The sequence below is a fragment of the Bradyrhizobium sp. SZCCT0153 genome (assembly GCF_018129995.1).
Taxonomy (GTDB): Bacteria; Pseudomonadota; Alphaproteobacteria; order Rhizobiales; family Xanthobacteraceae; genus Bradyrhizobium; species Bradyrhizobium japonicum_G.
In genome coordinates, this window is record NZ_JAFCKS010000006.1 from 260,838 (window position 1) to 277,015 (window position 16,178).

Genomic DNA, 16,178 nt, shown 5'->3' on the forward strand with positions numbered 1-16,178 from the left:
GGTGCTTGCTCGATTCTATCGGCAATCACGCGGGCGTCGCGGGATGATCCAGCGAGCCGATCGAGAATCGGTAGCGCCGGCTCCCTTGCAGCGTCTGCCCGGTGTCGAACGTGAGTTCGAAATCGCCGGACGGCTTGAGGTCCACCCCGGCCACCCGATCCAGATTGGCGAGCTTCGTGCGGTGAATCCGAACGATGCGGAAACGCGCCAGCTCGGCTTCGGCCGCCGCCAGCGTCCCCCGGATCAGGTGCTGGGTGCCGTCGGCAAGACTGTATTCGATGTAGTTGCCGGCGGAGGCGATCCAAAGGATCTCGCGCGGCGCAACGCGAACCCGGCTTGTACCATCGCGCAGCCAGATCAGCTCGGGAAGCGGCTGTTGCGGGGTGGAGAGGCGCGCGCCGGCCGCCGCAGCCTGCCTCAACTCGCGGCGGCTATCGAACAACCAGATCACGCCCGCAATCAGGACGGAGGTCAGGACGTCCTTGCGGAATTCGTAGAGCAGTGTCGCGACGGACAAGTTGAAATCGTAGGAACTGCCGGCAAGCCACAGCACGAATTTTCGGATCCCCACCATCCCGGCGACATGAAGGACTGAGAACCCGACCAGCGCCATCGCGCCAATGCCGGCCTGGCCGACGAGGCCAGCCGTATGCCGCATCCGCCGGACTGCCGCCATCAAAAGCGGAACCAGGAGCAGGATGACGACGATGCTCGACAACTCCCAGAATAGACGACGGCCGACATCGTAGCTGCCGTTACGCCAGGCAGAATCCTGCGCGCCCGACAGCGCGTTCACGATTCCCGTGGCCATCGAGATGGCTGCGATCGCGCCAAACATCGCCCAGTCGCCGCCGCTGATCCCGAGAATTCCGCCACTCGTCCCGACCGGCTGCATCTCGTCCCGGGCGGTCCGATCTTGATCCCGCGGCGGCTCGACATGGTCCCGTTCGCGGGCATTTTCGGCGTCAGCCATGACCTGAGAACCGTGCTTGGGGTCCCTTGAAGGAGCAGACCATCATGTCAAAACCAGAGATATTTCCGACGCCGGAACGGCGCATCGACCTCGACTGGGTGCGGATTGGCGCCTTCGGTCTTTTGATCTTCTACCATGTCGGCATGCTCTACGTGTCCTGGGGGTTCCACATCAAGAGCGAGCACAGGCTGACCTGGCTCGAGCCGTTGATGCTGGTGCTCAACCCCTGGCGGCTGTCGTTGCTGTTCCTGGTGTCGGGCGTGGCCACCCGGTTCATGCTCGACAAGTTCACGCTGCCGGCGTTCGCCGGCGCGCGGACGGCAAGGCTGCTTGTGCCCTTGATATTCGGCATGCTCGTGATCGTGCCCCCTCAATCCTACGACCAGATCCGCGAGAGCCTTGGTTATCCGGCGGGCTTTCTGGATTTCTACGTCCGGCACTATCTCGCGTTCGGTTCGGAGTTTTGCCCGCAGCCCTGCATCGTGCTGCCGACCTGGAATCATCTTTGGTTCGTGGTCTATCTGTGGGTCTACACGATGGCGCTGGCCGTCGTGCTCTGGCTCTGGCCGGCCGCTGCCGACCGGTTGGGATCGAAGCTTGCGACGGCCCTTGCAGGTCCTGGAATTCTGGTCCTGCCCTGCGTCCTGTTCGTCAGCTGGCGCGTTTTTCTGTTCCCGGCTTTTCCGTCGACCCACGCGCTGTTCGGCGACTGGTACAACCATGCGGACTACGCGACGGCCTTTCTGATCGGACTTCTGCTGGCGAAGCAGCCGCGCGTCTGGAGCGAGTTGGAGCGTCAACGCTGGTTGGCCTTCGCGGCTGCGATCGGCTTGTTTGCGACTTTCATGCTGTTTCGCGGCGGCTTCGGCGTCGCGTCCTGGCTGCCGCCGAAGTGGAGCGTCAGCGCTGCCTATGGTTGCTATCAATGGCTCGCCATGGCCGCGGTCCTCGGGCACGCCAGGCGCTGGCTCACGGCCGATGGACCGTTGCGGCGCTACCTTACGGAAGCGATTTTCCCCTACTACATCGTGCATCAGACCACGATCATCATGATTGCGCACGCGCTGCGGGATCGCGGCCTTCCCGCGGGGGTCGAGGCCTCCATCGTGATCGGCGGCACCGTGCTCACCTGCGCGGCGACCTATGAAATTGTCCGGCGGATCAACCTGCTGCGGCCGTTGTTCGGGTTGCGTATGGCCCGCGGTGGAACGGCGCGAGCGGCCCGGCAGCAGCCGGCCTGATGCCGCCGGTGGCGACTTGTCTCGCCGCAAAAGCTGCTAAGAGAGCCTATGCCGAGCCGCGTCTACCTCGACTGGAATGCGACCACGCCGCTCCGCGCGCAGGCGCGGGATGCGATGCTCGCCGCCTGGGAACTGGTCGGCAATCCGTCCTCGGTCCATGCCGAGGGGCGGGAGGCGCGGCGGCTCGTCGAGGGGGCCCGGTCGACGCTTGCCGAAGCGGTCGGGGCGCTGCCGCGGAACGTCGTCTTCACCTCCGCGGGAACCGAGGCCAACACGCTGGCGCTGTCGCCCGGCCTGCGGGGCCCGTCCGGCAAGCCTGTCGAACGGCTCCTGGTTTCGGCCGTCGAGCATGCCTCGGTGCTGGCCGGCGGCCGGTTTCCGGCGGACAGGATAGGTTTGATCCCGGTGACGCGCTCCGGTGTGATCGATCTCGCCCAGCTGAAGGCAATGCTTGGCGATGGCCCACCGGCGCTGGTCTCCATCATGGCCGCCAATAACGAGACGGGCGCGCTGCAGCCGGTCGCGGAAGCCGCCCGCATGGTTCACGAGGCCGGCGGCCTCCTGCATGTCGATGCGATCCAGTCGCTTGGAAAAATCCAGTTCGATATCAAGTCGGTGCGCGCTGACCTTGCGACCTTTTCCGCACACAAGATCGGCGGCCCCAAGGGCGTCGGCGCGCTGGTCGTCGCGGACGGGATTGCCGGATTGGAACCGGTGCTGCGGGGCGGGGGGCAGGAGCTGAACCGGCGCGCGGGAACCGAGAACGTCGCCGGCATCGCCGGCTTCGGCGCGGCGATCAAGGCGGCGCTTCAGGCTCTGCCGGAGGATGCGGAGCGGATGGCAACCCTCAGGCATCATTTGGAAAATGGCATTCGCGCCATTGCCGGCGCGACGATCTTCGCGGACGACGTGAAGCGGTTGCCAAATACCGTCTTGTTCACCGCGCCCGGCCTGAAGGCTGAGACCGCGGTGATTGGCTTCGACCTCGAAGGCGTGGCCGTGTCCTCAGGCTCGGCCTGTTCCTCCGGCAAGGTGCAGCCCTCTCACGTCCTGTCCGCGATGGGGTATGATGCCACCGTTGCCCAGGGAGCGGTGCGCCTCAGTCTGGGCTGGTCCACGGAGCCGCATGACATCAATAGGGCGTTAGAGGCTTGGCGAAAGCTCGGTAATACCCTACTTAGAGTCTAAGCGATGAAACACGGGTTGAACGGTTCTAAGCCCGTGCTTTCCGCCAAAAAACATCGTAATACTCGACCGAGTTTGATCCACCGCGGTCCTTGAAACCGCGAGCGGAGGATAGAATGCCAGCCGTGCAAGAGACGGTCGAGCGCGTGAAGCGCATCGACGTCGACCAGTATCGTTATGGGTTTGAGACCCTGATCGAGTCCGACAAGGCCCCCAAGGGGCTGTCGGAAGAGACCGTCAAGTTCATCTCCGAGAAGAAGAACGAGCCCGCCTGGATGCTCCAGTGGCGCCTCGAAGCCTATCGGCGCTGGCTGACCATGACCGAGCCGACCTGGGCCCGCGTCGACTACCCGAAGATCGACTTCCAGGACCTTTATTACTATTCGGCGCCGAAGCCGAAGAAGACGATCACCTCGCTCGACGAGATCGATCCGGAGATCCTGAAGACCTACGAGAAGCTCGGCATTCCCTTGCGCGAAGTCGCCATGCTCGAAGGCGTCGAGCCCAAGCCCGGCGAGGAAGACCCGGCCCGCCGCAAGATCGCGGTCGATGCCGTGTTCGATTCGGTCTCGGTCGCGACCACCTTCAAGGCGGAGCTGAAGAAGGCCGGCGTGATCTTCATGCCGATCTCGGAGGCAATCCGCGAGCATCCCGAACTGGTGCAGAAATATCTGGGCTCGGTGGTTCCGACCTCGGACAATTTCTACGCGACGCTGAACTCTGCTGTGTTCTCCGACGGCTCGTTCGTCTACGTGCCGCCGGGCGTGCGCTGCCCGATGGAGCTGTCGACCTATTTCCGCATCAACGAGCGCAACACCGGCCAGTTCGAGCGCACCCTGATCATCGCCGACAAGGGCTCCTACGTCTCCTATCTCGAAGGCTGCACCGCGCCGCAGCGTGACGAGAACCAGTTGCATGCCGCCGTGGTCGAGCTCGTCGCGCATGACGACGCCGAGATCAAATATTCGACGGTGCAGAACTGGTATCCCGGCAATTCGGAAGGCAAGGGCGGCATCTACAATTTCGTCACCAAGCGTGGCGACTGCCGCGGCAACAATTCCAAGATCTCCTGGACCCAGGTCGAGACCGGTTCGGCGATCACCTGGAAATATCCGAGCTGCATTCTGCGCGGCGATAATTCTCGCGGCGAGTTCTATTCGATCGCGATCTCGAACGGCTATCAGCAGGTCGACAGCGGCACCAAGATGATCCATCTCGGCAAGAACACGTCGAGCCGGATCATCTCCAAGGGCATCGCGGCCGGCAAGTCGCAGAACACCTATCGCGGCCTCGTCACCGCCCATCGCAAGGCGACCGGCGCGCGCAACTTCACCGCCTGTGATTCGCTGCTGATCGGCGACAAATGCGGCGCGCACACCGTGCCGTACATCGAGGCCAAGAACTCGTCGGCGACGTTCGAGCACGAGGCGACGACCTCGAAGATCTCCGAGGACGTGCTGTTCTACTGCATCCAGCGCGGCCTCACGCAGGAGGAGGCGGTCGGCCTCGTCGTCAACGGCTTCGTCAAGGACGTGCTTCAGCAGCTCCCGATGGAGTTCGCGGTGGAAGCGCAGAAGCTGATCTCGATCTCGCTCGAAGGGTCGGTCGGCTGATTGCCGACCCTCGCGGTGCGCTTGGACGCACCATGCATCAATTGAATAAACTGGATACCAAGATGGCTTTGCTTGAAGTGAAAGACCTGAAGGTTCGTGTCGAGGAACGTGAGATCCTCCACGGGCTGACGTTGACCGTGAACGAGGGCGAGATCCACGCCATCATGGGGCCGAACGGCTCCGGCAAGTCGACGCTCTCCCACGTCATCGCCGGCAAGCCCGGCTATGAGGTCACCGACGGCCAGATCCTGTTCAAGGGCGAAGACCTGCTCGAGATGGCCCCCGAGGAGCGTGCCGCCAAGGGCGTCTTCCTGGCGTTCCAGTATCCGGTCGAGATTCCCGGCGTCGCCACCATGACCTTCCTGCGCACCGCGCTGAACGCGCAGCGCAAGGCGCGCGGCGAAAGCGAATATTCGACGCCGGACTTCCTCAAGAAGGTCCGCGAGGTCTCGAAGTCGCTGAACATCCCGCAGGACATGCTCAAGCGCGGCGTCAATGTCGGCTTCTCCGGCGGCGAGAAGAAGCGCAACGAGGTGCTGCAGATGGCGCTGTTCGAACCGAGCCTGTGCATCCTCGACGAGATGGATTCCGGCCTCGACATCGACGCGCTGCGCATCGCAGCCGACGGCGTCAACGCGCTGCACTCGCCCAAGCGTGCGATGGTCGTCATCACCCACTATCAGCGGCTGCTCAACTACATCGTGCCCGATATCGTGCACGTGATGTCGAAGGGCCGTGTCGTGAAGAGCGGCGGCAAGGAACTGGCGCTAGAGCTGGAGGCGTCCGGCTACGCCCAGTTCGAGGACGCTGCGTAAGGAATTTTGCGATGAACGTTGCTGTGGCAAAGACCGGAAAGGGCCGCGCGGTGAGCGATCTCTTCACCAGCGCCGAAGGCCGGCTGCCGGGTTCGCCTTCCGTGATCGCGGTACGCCGCGAGGCGTTCGAGACCTATGAGCGTCTCGGCCTGCCGCACCGCCGGATCGAGGAGTGGAAATACACCGACCTGCGCGCGCTGGTCGGCGAGGTGCTGCCGCTCGCAGCCAGCCCCGATGCGGCTGCCCTGAAGCGAGCTGCGGATGCGGTGCAGGCCAATGCGATCGCAGGCGCGCGCAAGCTGGTGCTGGTCGATGGCGTGTTCGTCCCCGATCTCTCCGACGTCAAGGCGCTCGCCTCCGAGGCGGGCTTCAGGACGTCGCGTGAGACGCTGGAGACGGATGCCGGTCTCCTGAAGACCGCGTCCAACGATGCCGTGATCGCGCTGAATGCCGCGATGGCGACCGACGGCGTGGTGCTGTCGATCGCCGATGGCGCGCAGCTGTCCGCACCGATCCAGATCATCCACGTCGCGATCGCGCCTTCCGCCTCGGCCTTCACCCGTTCAGAGGTGGTGGTCGGGAAGGGGGCTCGCGCCACCATCATCGAAAGCTTCGTCGCGGCCGGTGCCAAGGCCTACCAGGTCAGCGATGCCGTGATCGTCACGATCGGCGACAACGCCGACGTCGCTTATATCCGCCTGATGGACGATGCGCCCGACGCGGTGAACATCACCTCGCAGTTCGTCACGGTCGGCGCGAACACCAAGCTGAATATCTTCAACATGACCACGGGCGCTGCCGTGAGCCGCCTGCAGGGCTTCATCACGCTGGCCGGCGAGGGCAGCGAGCTCGGGGTCAACGGCGTGAACCTGTTGCAGAAGACCGAGCATGGCGACACCACGCTGGTGGTCGATCATGCCGTGCCGAACTGCGTCAGCCGCGAGATCTTCCGCGCCGTGATCGACGACCGCGCCCATTCGGTGTTCCAGGGCCGCATCATCGTCCGTCCGGACGCGCAGAAGACCGACGGCAAGATGATGATTCGCGCGCTGCTGCTCTCGGACGAAGCCGAAGCCGACAACAAGCCCGAGCTCGAGATCTTCGCCGACGACGTCTCCTGCGGCCACGGTGCCACCGCCGGCGCGCTGGACGACAACCTGCTGTTCTACCTGAAGGCGCGCGGCCTGCCCGAGAAGCAGGCCCAGGCGCTGCTGATCCAGGCCTTCGTCGGTGAAGCCATCGAGCAGATCGCCGATGACGGCTTGCGCGAGCACGTGATCGGCATTGCCGAGCGCTGGCTGGAGCGTCGCCAATGAGCACGCATCCCGCAGTCAAGAACGGGTCCTACGACGTTGCGCGGGTGCGCCAGGACTTCCCTGCGCTCGCCATGCAGGTCTACGGCAAGCCGCTGGTCTATCTCGACAACGCAGCGTCTGCGCAGAAGCCGCAGGCCGTGCTCGATCGCATGACGCAGGCCTATACGTCCGAATACGCCAACGTGCATCGTGGCCTGCACTACCTCGCCAACGCCGCGACCGAGGCCTATGAGGGCGGCCGCACCAAGGTGGCGCAGTTCATCAACGCGCCGCGCACAGAGGAAGTGATCTTCACCCGCAACGCCACCGAAGCGATCAACCTGGTCGCCTCGTCCTGGGGCGGGCCGAATATGAAGGAGGGCGACGAGATCGTCCTCTCGATCATGGAGCACCACTCCAACATCGTGCCCTGGCATTTCCTCAGGGAGCGCCAGGGTGCCGTGATCAAATGGGCGCCGGTCGACGACGAAGGCAATTTCCTCATCGACGAGTTCGAGAAGCTCCTGACTGCCAGGACCAAGCTGGTCGCGATCACGCAGATGTCGAACGCGCTCGGCACCATCGTGCCGATCAAGGACGTGGTGAAGATCGCCCATGCCCGCGGCATTCCCGTGCTGGTCGACGGCAGCCAGGGCGCGGTGCATCTGCCGGTCGACGTCCAGGACCTCGGCTGCGACTTCTACGTCTTCACCGGCCACAAGGTCTACGGTCCGACCGGCATCGGCGTGCTCTGGGCCAAGTACGACCACCTCGTCGCGATGCGTCCGTACAATGGCGGCGGCGAGATGATCCGCGAGGTCTCGCGTGACGTGGTCACATACGGCGATCCGCCGCACAAGTTCGAGGCCGGCACGCCCCCGATCGTCGAGGCGGTCGGCCTTGGCGCGGCCATCGACTACGTCAATTCGATCGGCAAGGAGCGCATCGCTGCCCACGAGCACGATCTCGTCACCTACGCCCAGGACAAGCTGCGCGAGATCAACTCGCTGAGGCTGATCGGCACGGCGCGGGGCAAGGGCCCTGTCATCTCCTTCGAGCTCAAGGGCGCGCATGCCCACGACGTCGCCACCGTGATCGACCGCCAGGGCATTGCAGTGCGCGCCGGCACCCATTGCGTGATGCCGCTTTTAGAGCGGTTCAACGTCACGGCGACGTGCCGGGCCTCTTTCGGCATGTATAATACGCGGGAAGAAGTCGATCATCTGGCACAGGCGCTGTTGAAGGCGCGGGATTTGTTCGCATGAGTGACACGGCCGAAATCAAAGCCAATCCGATGGAAACCCGATCGGCGCTGCCGCCGGAGGAAACCGAGCGTCTTACCACCGAGATCATCGCCGGGCTCAAGACCGTGTTCGATCCGGAGATTCCGGCCGACATCTACGAGCTCGGCCTGATCTACAAGGTCGAGATCAAGGACGACCGTTCCGTCGACGTCCAGATGACGCTGACGACGCCGAACTGCCCGGCTGCCGGCGAGTTGCCGACCATGGTCGAGAACGCGGTCGCCAGCGTCCCCGGCGTCGGCGTGGTCGACGTGAAGGTGGTCTGGGAGCCGGCCTGGACGCCGGAGCGCATGAGCGACGAGGCGCGCCTCGTGCTCAACATGTGGTGACGCGTACGTTCTGCTTTTCATTCCTGGCATTGAATTCGCCCCGCAACGGACCACATCACTGACATGACACAGATATCGTCCGGCTCAACACCAGCATCCCCTCCGAAGCCGCGGCGGCCTCGCCCGCAGGTGATGCGGCTGACGGATGCTGCCGCCCAGCGCATCAGCGAGCTGACGAGCCGCGCCGATTCCGAGATCGTCGGCCTGCGCGTCGGCGTGAAGAACGGCGGCTGCGCCGGCCAGTCCTACACGGTGGAATACGCCCATGATGTCCGTCCGACCGACGAGGTCGTCGAGGACAAGGGCGTCAAGATCCTGATCGATCCCAAGGCCGTGCTGTTCCTGCTCGGCACCGAGATGGACTACAAGGCCGACAAGATGCAGGCCCAGTTCGTCTTCAACAACCCCAACCAGATCTCGGCCTGCGGCTGCGGCGAGTCGGTCGAGCTACGGCCGGCAAAGATCGACGGGTAGTTCTCCCAGTCATTGCGAGGAGCCCGCGACAAAATTGCGAAGCAATCTTGCGCTGGTGCGACGAAGCATTCCGGACTGTCTGCGCGGGGACAGCCTGGCTTGCTTCGCTTCGCTCGCAATGACGGCGGTGGTATGAAGGCTGACCTGCTCGCTCCGGGAAGCCCTCGATGGACCGCGAATTCCTGATCGACCTGTTCGCCGATTTCGGCCCCGTCACCATCCGAAAGATGTTCTCCGGCTACGGCATCTCCGCCGACGGCATCAACTTCGCGCTCGCCCTGCGCGCCGGCCTGTTCCTGCGCGCCGACGAGGTCACCATCCCGGATTTCGAAGCGGAAGGTTCAAAGCCGTTCCAGTATTCGACGCGCGCCAAGACCGTGGTGGTGAACTCCTACTGGGAGCTGCCGGCGCGCCTGTTCGACGATTCCGGGGAGCTCGCGCAATGGGCGAGGGCGGCGCTCGCCGCCGCCCAGCGCGCCAAGGTGAAGAAGCGGCCGAAGAAAAAGACTGCGAAGAAGATTTCGACGAAGCCGCCGGCGAAGAAACGAACAGCCAAGAAGGCGGTTCGTAGGGTGAGCAAAGCGAAGCGTGCCCACCGTTGAGATCCCGGCAAAGATGGTGGGGACCAACTCTCATGTCCTTGGCCGTGAAGACGCAGGTGCCGTCGGCACAGAATGTCAAGCGCGGGCGGTGGTGCGCGAGCTTGCGCGTCACGCCACCCGGTTGTGCGTCTCGACCGCGAATTCCGGATCGGCTTCGCAGATCACCCGGTTGCGGCCGTTGCGCTTGGCCGCGTAGAGGCAGGCATCCGCCCGTTCGATCAGCGCGTCGGGGTCGTCGCCCTGCGTCAGCATGGAGACGCCGACGGAGATGGTGACGCGGCCGAGAATCTCGCCGGTGGACTTCTTCTTCAATTCCTTCGCCATCACCGCGCGGCGGATGTGATCGGCCACGGTGAGGGCCTGACGCAGCGCGGTGTTGGGGAGCACGACCGCAAATTCCTCGCCGCCATAGCGCGCGGTGATGTCCTGGCCCTTGATGGTCTGCTTCAGGGACAGGCCGACGAGCCGCAGCACCTGGTCGCCGGTGAGGTGGCCGTAGGAATCGTTGAACGACTTGAAGTGATCGATGTCGACCAGCAACAGCGACAGCGGCTCGCCGGAGGCGAGCGCATTCTGCACGGCCATGTCGATCATGCGGTCGAAATATTTGCGGTTGCCGAGGCCGGTCAGCGGATCGGTCAGGCTCTCGGCGCGGATTGCCTCCAGGCTCTGCTGGAGATTGCTGATCTCGTTCTTCGACAGCGTCAGCCGGTCTTCGAGCGCCTTGTTGGTCTCGCGCATCTCGCTGGTCGAACGCAGCAGCGTCTCGACAATCGACTTGATCTGCTCGCGGCTCCTGGCCGCCGACAGCTTTTCGGTCGCGCCCGACAGGCTGGCATCGTAGGAGCCGGACATTCCGAGTGCGTCGCCGAGGACCTTCATGACGTCGTCGATCTCGCCGATGACGCGCGCGCCGACCTTGTCGATGCGGTCGGTGGTCTTGATGTGGGAGAGATAGGTCTCGTAGATCTGCTCGAGATCGGCTTCGGTCAGCTTGCCGCTAAGCGCAAGCGTCTCGTTGATGATCTTGTTGAGCGGGGCGTTGTAGCCGGTCGCGTAGACGTACCAGATCTCGTAATTGCGAGGAATTGCGGTCTGTCGAAGCGATCGGATCTGACCGAGCGCTACTTCGGCGAACGCCATCGTGCGTTCGTGTTCGTCAAGCACCTTGACCACGGAACATACCCCACAGCGGTCGGTGCGCCCGCGACCGCAGCAATGCTTAAATTATGTTCGCAGGCTAACGGACGATCGTGAACGACCCGTAAATCTACGTTCCCGAATCCATCCAAAAAAGTGCAGGCCGAATCTGTTCAACCAAGGCCTGGAGCGCAACGCGCTTCAGGCGCCGGCGGGGGAGCGAACCGGCCGCAGCAGAAATGCCGGCAGATGCGAGTGATCGCCCGGTTCGCTGTCGGCCTCGCGCTGGCGGCGCGGCTCAGGACGGCCGATCGACGGCACATGCGAATTGTTGGCGTGCTGGCGCGCGCCGTGCCGCGGTTCGGATGACGGCTTGGCTTCGCGCGGCGGCCTGGCCTCGCGCGCAGGCCTTGGTTCGCGTTCAGGCCTTGCTTCGCGCTCAGGTCTTGCTTCGCGCTCAGGCCTTGTCTCAGAAGCGTGCCTTGCCTCGCCACGCGGTTCGCGCGGCTCGTGGCTGCGCTCACGGTCGCGGCCACCGCGCTGCGGCTTGCCGCGTCCGCCGCGTGAACGTTCGCGGCCGCGCGGCTCGCGCGGGCGCTCGCTTCCATCGCCGGCCTCTGCGTTGACTTCGTAATCGCCCTCGGCGCGCGGAATGCTCTGGCCGATCAGCTTCTCGATCGCCACCATCGACTTCTGGTCGAGCGGCGTTACGAGAGAGATCGCCATGCCGGACCGGCCGGCGCGGCCGGTGCGGCCGACGCGATGGACGTAGTCGTCGGGATGATGGGGGACGTCGAAGTTGAAGACGTGGCTGACCTCGGGGATGTCGAGGCCGCGGGCGGCGACGTCAGAGGCTACCAGCAGCGGCAGCTCGCCCTTGCGGAACTGCTCGAGCGCCGCAGTACGGGCCGACTGGTCCATGTCGCCGTGCAGGGCGCCGACGCTGAAGCCGTGCTTCTGCAGCGATTTGTGAACGACGGCGACCTCACGCTTGCGATTGCAGAAGATGATCGCGTTCTGGAGATCCTTGGCCTCGCGCAGCAGGCGGCGCAGCAGCTCGCGCTTCTCATGCGCCTCGCGCCCGGCGGGCACCTGGCACTGCGTAACGGTGACGGCGGTGGTGGCGGGCTTGGAAACCTCGATTTTCTGCGGGTTGTGCAGGAAGGTTTCGGTGATGCGCCGGATCTCCGGAGGCATCGTCGCCGTGAAGAACAGGGTCTGCCGCGTGAACGGGACGAGCTTGCAGACGCGCTCGATGTCGGGGATGAAGCCCATGTCCAGCATGCGGTCGGCTTCGTCGATGACGAGCAGCTCGACGCCGGTGAGCAGCAGGCCGCCGCGCTCGGTGTGATCGAGCAGGCGGCCGGGCGTGGCGATCAGCACGTCGACGCCGCGCGTCAGCTTGGCATCCTGGTCGCCGAACGAAACGCCGCCGATCAGGAGCGCAACGTTGAGCTTCTGGCCGGCGCCGTAGCGGTCGAAGTTTTCCTTCACCTGCGCCGCGAGCTCGCGGGTCGGCTCAAGGATCAGGGTCCGCGGCATCCGCGCGCGTGCGCGACCCTTTTCGAGGATGGTGAGCATCGGCAGCACGAAGGCCGCGGTCTTGCCGGTGCCGGTCTGGGCGATGCCAAGCACGTCCTTGCGTGCGAGGACGTGGGGGATCGCCTGTTCCTGAATGGGGGTGGGGGTGGTGTAACCGGTGGCCGCCACTGCGGCGAGGACTTTTTCGGATAGTCCGAGATTGGTGAAAGACATTGAGCCTCTGGTCGAAACCGCCGTTCGGAATCGAGGGTAATAAGGCTGTCGCGTTCCACCCCGAAACGGCGCGCTCTCAAAGAAGCTGGGGGTGCTGACTCACGCGAACAAAGCGCCAGGCTCAGGAATCGGTCTTCGATCTGAGCCGCGTCGCCTCGGAACATAGGCGGGAATCGGCCAAAGTCAATGGAGCAGGCGCGGGAAGGTCCTAAAAAACCTGAGGTTTTTGCGCAAATAGCGGGCGCGGCTGCGGTTTTCCGTCAAATCCAGTGATCCGTCGGCATCTGCCCAAACGGCAGTTAACGCCCTTCCTGACCCCGGGCGCGGAAGTCGCCGGGGGCCATTCCGTAGGCGGCGTTGAAGACCCGATAATAGGTCGCCAGGCTGTCGAAGCCGCAGGAGGTTGCGATGTCAGCGATCAGCCGGTCCGGGGCTTCGCGCATCAGGTGGCGGCTCTGTTTCAGGCGTTCGTCCGTGACGGTCTGCGAAAAGCTCCTCGCCGCGCTCTCGAACAGCATGTGCAGGTGACGCACCGATACGCCGAGCAGGTCGGCTACCATCGCCGGCGCCAGATTCGGGTCTTGCAGGTGGCGCCCGATCAGGCGCCGGGCCTGCGAAAGCCGGGCGGTCCGCAGCGCGGCCTGCCCGAGGCGGCTGCCGGGCCGCAGGATGCCGCGCTCGATCAGCGCCAGATGGGCGAGGGCTTGAACCAAGGAGGCTTGAACCAAGGAGGCCTGGCCGAGGGAGGTCGCATCGGCGGCGCCGTCATCACCTGCGGCGGCCTCACCGAGATCGGCGAAGCAAGCGCCGAGCAGGGGCGCCAGGCCGGGATCGTCGAACGTCCGCGGCGCAAGCTCGCGCATGCGCTTGTCTTGCACGGAAAGGCCGCTCAGGGGGATCTTCAGGATCCGCAGGTGGAAGCCGCCCGCGCCCAGCGGCGCGGTGCGATAGGGCAGGTCGGTATGGCTGGTGGCGAAGCCGCCATTGGCGATCGCGAAGTCGCTTCCGCGCATGCCGCCGAACCAGCCCCCACTGCCGAGCTGCTGGTAGACGCAGATGCTGTCACCGGGCGCGCGGGCGATGTCGGTCGTGCTGCGCTCGACCGTGTAGTGCGAGGCCTTCAGCTCGACGAGACTGCCGCCCCCGAGCTGGCGCAGGGAGAATTCGCCGAAGAAGTCCGCCCGCCGTTCGCGCTCGAGTTCGGCGGTGACGCCGAACAGCCCCTTGGCGCGCACCTCGCGCCAATAGTCGAAGCGATCGTGCGGCTCCACCTCGTCGGTACACCAGCGATACACGGCAGCCCCCGTTTGCAACGCAATTGTCCAAGAAATCGCCCGAGAAATCGTTCAAGAAAAAGCAGATTCCAGAGGAATCTGCCATAGGCCAAATGATGGAACCGAGACGCGAAGCCGTTGAACCGTCCATATGGCTCGGCCGACTATCACATCAACGGCGGAGCGCTCCAATGAACTGTTCGAGGGGATCGGCGGCGGGCCGCTCTGCAACGGGAAGCTTTCGATGACGCGTCGGCTCTTCAGAATTCTGGCGGCGCTTGGCCTCGCGGCAAGCCTGAGCGGTTTCGCGCTCCCGGCCCGTGCCGACAAGCGCGTCGCGCTCGTGGTCGGCAACAACGACTACAGGAACGTCCCGAAACTGCTCAAGGCGGTCAACGACGCCCGCACTATGGGCGATACGCTGAAGCAGCTTGGCTTCTCGGTGATGGTGGCCGAGAACCAGAGCCGGCAGCAATTCTCCGAGACGCTGCTCGCCTTCGACAAGGCGATCGAGCCCGGCGACACCGCGTTCTTCTTTTATGCCGGCCACGGCTTCGAGATCGCCGGCCAGAACTATCTGCTGCCGACCGACGTGCCGGCGGCCACGGAAGGACAGGAAGAGCTGGTGCGCGACGCCTCCATCCTGGCCGACCGCATCGTCGAGCGCCTCCAGAACAAGAAGGCGCGAACCTCGATCCTGGTGTTCGACGCGTGCCGCAACAATCCGTTCGAGCGCAAGGGCACCCGCGCGGTGGCCGGCGGCGGCGGGCTCGCGCCCATGGTGCAGCTGCCCGAAGGCGTATTCTCGGTGTTCTCCGCAGGTCCCCGCCAGACCGCGCTCGATCGCCTCTCCAACGACGACGCCAATCCCAATTCGGTGTTCACGCGCACCTTCGCCAAGGAGCTGCTCCAGCCCGGCGAGAACCTCGTGCAGGTCGCGCAGCGCACCCGCCGTCTCGTGAGCGAGATGGCCGATACCGTCAAGCACAGGCAGGTGCCGGTCTATTTCGATCAGATGGTCGACGACGTCTTCTTGAGCGGCACGGCGAAGGATGGCGCTGCCGCAGCGCGCCCGGTCGATCCGCCCGCGCAGAAGCTCGCGGCCCTGCCGCCGGTGTCGGTTCCGCGCCTGCCGAAAGAGGAAACCACCAACGCGCCGATCGCGAGCTTCTCGCGCCACAATGGCGGCTGGAGCGTGGTGTTCTCGTTCGCCGACCCGACGCTCGGTATCTCCTGGCGGATGGCCGGCAACGGCGATTTCCGCGAGACCGGCTTCATCGACACGCTCGATCCGCGCACACGCAAGCGGATGCCGAACCCGTCGATCGAATTGCCGCCGGACGCGCAAGCCGGCACCATCGAGGTTCGCTATGTCGATCAATCCGGCGACATGCAGGGACCGTTCCCGATCAGGTTCGATCCCGAAGCCGCGCTGATACGCGATCAGCGCAAGATCCTCGACATGACCGCGACGAGCTGGCTGTCGTTCCGCGAATTCAACGGGCTGCTCGTCTACTACACCCACCTCGTGTCCTACCGCTGCGCCATCCGCGAGGTACGCATCGGCATCGACACCGCCGTTCCGAACCAGGTGCTGAAGATGCCGGGCTGCGACATGCGCGACCCCAGCGCGATCAGCGCCGGCATGCCGCTCTACATGAAGCTCGCGCCGGCGACGCAATTCGTTTCGGTGGAATTGACCTATCGCGACGGCAGCGTGTCGGAGATCAAGAGCTTTCGAACAGTGAACCGCAGCAACAATTGACGACGCGGGCGGAGGCTACGCGTCCGCTATCCGCGCCGCTTGCTGATGAAGCGCTTGACCGACTCGACGGCCTCGATCAAGGGCGGAGCCAGCGAGAAGAATGCGCCCATCGCGATCGAGATGATGACGTGGCGGAGCAGGAGCTTCTCCTGCTCCTCGAACGGATAGCCATTCTGATCGATCGACACGGGTGCGAGCGCGCCCGTTTGCCGCGGCCTCCGCGGCTTGCGCGGCGGGATCATGACCACGACGAAGAGCACGTTGATCAGGAGCCAGGCGCCGAGCAGTATAAGGATAGTCCGCACTGCAATTTCCTGAAATCAATCGTATTTCAAGACGACGCTAACGGTCATTCGCCATTGCGGCAAATGAATCCTGTTTGCTGCACCGCACAGAAAACTTAAGTCGTAAAT

The 16,178-nt window shown here is 64.5% G+C and carries 15 protein-coding genes; 10 read left to right on the plus strand and 5 right to left on the minus strand.

Translation table 11 applies throughout. The features are described 5' to 3' along the window. Positions 1-25 precede the first annotated feature (25 nt). Positions 26-973 carry a LytTR family DNA-binding domain-containing protein gene (locus JQ572_RS25730; protein WP_211385618.1) on the minus strand — a complete coding sequence of 316 codons (948 nt, stop codon included), beginning with the start codon at positions 971-973 and terminating at the stop codon, positions 26-28. 44 nt (positions 974-1,017) lie between these two features. Here JQ572_RS25730 and JQ572_RS25735 point away from each other — a divergent pair, with 44 nt between their 5' ends. The 9 genes from JQ572_RS25735 (at position 1,018) to JQ572_RS25775 (ending at position 9,831) form a co-directional block, all read left to right on the plus strand. Then, positions 1,018-2,214: an acyltransferase family protein gene (locus tag JQ572_RS25735; protein WP_211385619.1), complete on the plus strand. Its 1,197-nt coding sequence runs from the start codon at positions 1,018-1,020 to the stop codon at positions 2,212-2,214. 48 nt (positions 2,215-2,262) lie between these two features. Continuing rightward, entirely contained in the window at positions 2,263-3,402 is a 1,140-nt protein-coding gene (locus JQ572_RS25740) for a cysteine desulfurase family protein (protein WP_211385620.1), read from the plus strand. A gap of 113 nt (positions 3,403-3,515) precedes the next feature. After that, positions 3,516-5,012 carry a Fe-S cluster assembly protein SufB gene (sufB, locus tag JQ572_RS25745; RefSeq protein WP_211385621.1) on the plus strand — a complete coding sequence of 499 codons (1,497 nt, stop codon included), beginning with the start codon at positions 3,516-3,518 and terminating at the stop codon, positions 5,010-5,012. 62 nt (positions 5,013-5,074) lie between these two features. Continuing rightward, positions 5,075-5,827 carry a Fe-S cluster assembly ATPase SufC gene (gene sufC, locus JQ572_RS25750; RefSeq protein WP_211385622.1) on the plus strand — a complete coding sequence of 251 codons (753 nt, stop codon included), beginning with the start codon at positions 5,075-5,077 and terminating at the stop codon, positions 5,825-5,827. An 11-nt stretch (positions 5,828-5,838) separates the two neighbouring features. After that, positions 5,839-7,143, plus strand: a complete 1,305-nt coding sequence (gene sufD, locus JQ572_RS25755) for a Fe-S cluster assembly protein SufD (RefSeq protein ID WP_211385623.1) — start codon at positions 5,839-5,841, stop codon at positions 7,141-7,143. After that, positions 7,140-8,387, plus strand: a complete 1,248-nt coding sequence (locus JQ572_RS25760) for a cysteine desulfurase (RefSeq protein ID WP_211385624.1) — start codon at positions 7,140-7,142, stop codon at positions 8,385-8,387. The genes sufD and JQ572_RS25760 overlap by 4 nt, the downstream gene beginning before the upstream one ends. Then, positions 8,384-8,755: an SUF system Fe-S cluster assembly protein gene (locus tag JQ572_RS25765; protein WP_007609827.1), complete on the plus strand. Its 372-nt coding sequence runs from the start codon at positions 8,384-8,386 to the stop codon at positions 8,753-8,755. The genes JQ572_RS25760 and JQ572_RS25765 overlap by 4 nt, the downstream gene beginning before the upstream one ends. Before the next feature lie 63 nt (positions 8,756-8,818). After that, on the plus strand, positions 8,819-9,229 hold the full coding sequence (locus JQ572_RS25770; RefSeq protein WP_211385625.1) for a HesB/IscA family protein: 411 nt from the start codon (positions 8,819-8,821) through the stop codon (positions 9,227-9,229). A gap of 167 nt (positions 9,230-9,396) precedes the next feature. Then, positions 9,397-9,831 carry a TfoX/Sxy family protein gene (locus JQ572_RS25775; protein ID WP_211385626.1) on the plus strand — a complete coding sequence of 145 codons (435 nt, stop codon included), beginning with the start codon at positions 9,397-9,399 and terminating at the stop codon, positions 9,829-9,831. 108 nt (positions 9,832-9,939) lie between these two features. On the opposite strand, the gene JQ572_RS25780 is transcribed toward JQ572_RS25775, so the two are convergent. The 3 genes from JQ572_RS25780 to JQ572_RS25790 all read right to left on the minus strand — a co-directional run bounded on the left by JQ572_RS25780 (position 9,940) and on the right by JQ572_RS25790 (position 14,021). Beyond that, entirely contained in the window at positions 9,940-11,007 is a 1,068-nt protein-coding gene (locus JQ572_RS25780; protein ID WP_211385627.1) for a GGDEF domain-containing protein, read from the minus strand. Positions 11,008-11,172: 165 nt separating this feature from the next. Next, the gene (locus JQ572_RS25785) at positions 11,173-12,726 is read right to left on the minus strand and encodes a DEAD/DEAH box helicase (protein ID WP_211385628.1); all 1,554 of its coding nucleotides are present in this window, start codon (positions 12,724-12,726) and stop codon (positions 11,173-11,175) included. A gap of 299 nt (positions 12,727-13,025) precedes the next feature. After that, positions 13,026-14,021, minus strand: coding sequence for a helix-turn-helix transcriptional regulator (locus tag JQ572_RS25790; RefSeq protein WP_211385816.1), 996 nt, complete (start codon positions 14,019-14,021; stop codon positions 13,026-13,028). 223 nt (positions 14,022-14,244) lie between these two features. Here JQ572_RS25790 and JQ572_RS25795 point away from each other — a divergent pair, with 223 nt between their 5' ends. Continuing rightward, the gene (locus tag JQ572_RS25795) at positions 14,245-15,765 is read left to right on the plus strand and encodes a caspase family protein (protein WP_211385629.1); all 1,521 of its coding nucleotides are present in this window, start codon (positions 14,245-14,247) and stop codon (positions 15,763-15,765) included. 26 nt (positions 15,766-15,791) lie between these two features. Here JQ572_RS25795 and JQ572_RS25800 read toward each other — a convergent pair whose 3' ends face one another. Continuing rightward, positions 15,792-16,070 carry a hypothetical protein gene (locus JQ572_RS25800; RefSeq protein ID WP_211385630.1) on the minus strand — a complete coding sequence of 93 codons (279 nt, stop codon included), beginning with the start codon at positions 16,068-16,070 and terminating at the stop codon, positions 15,792-15,794. Between the last annotated feature and the right edge of the window lie 108 nt (positions 16,071-16,178).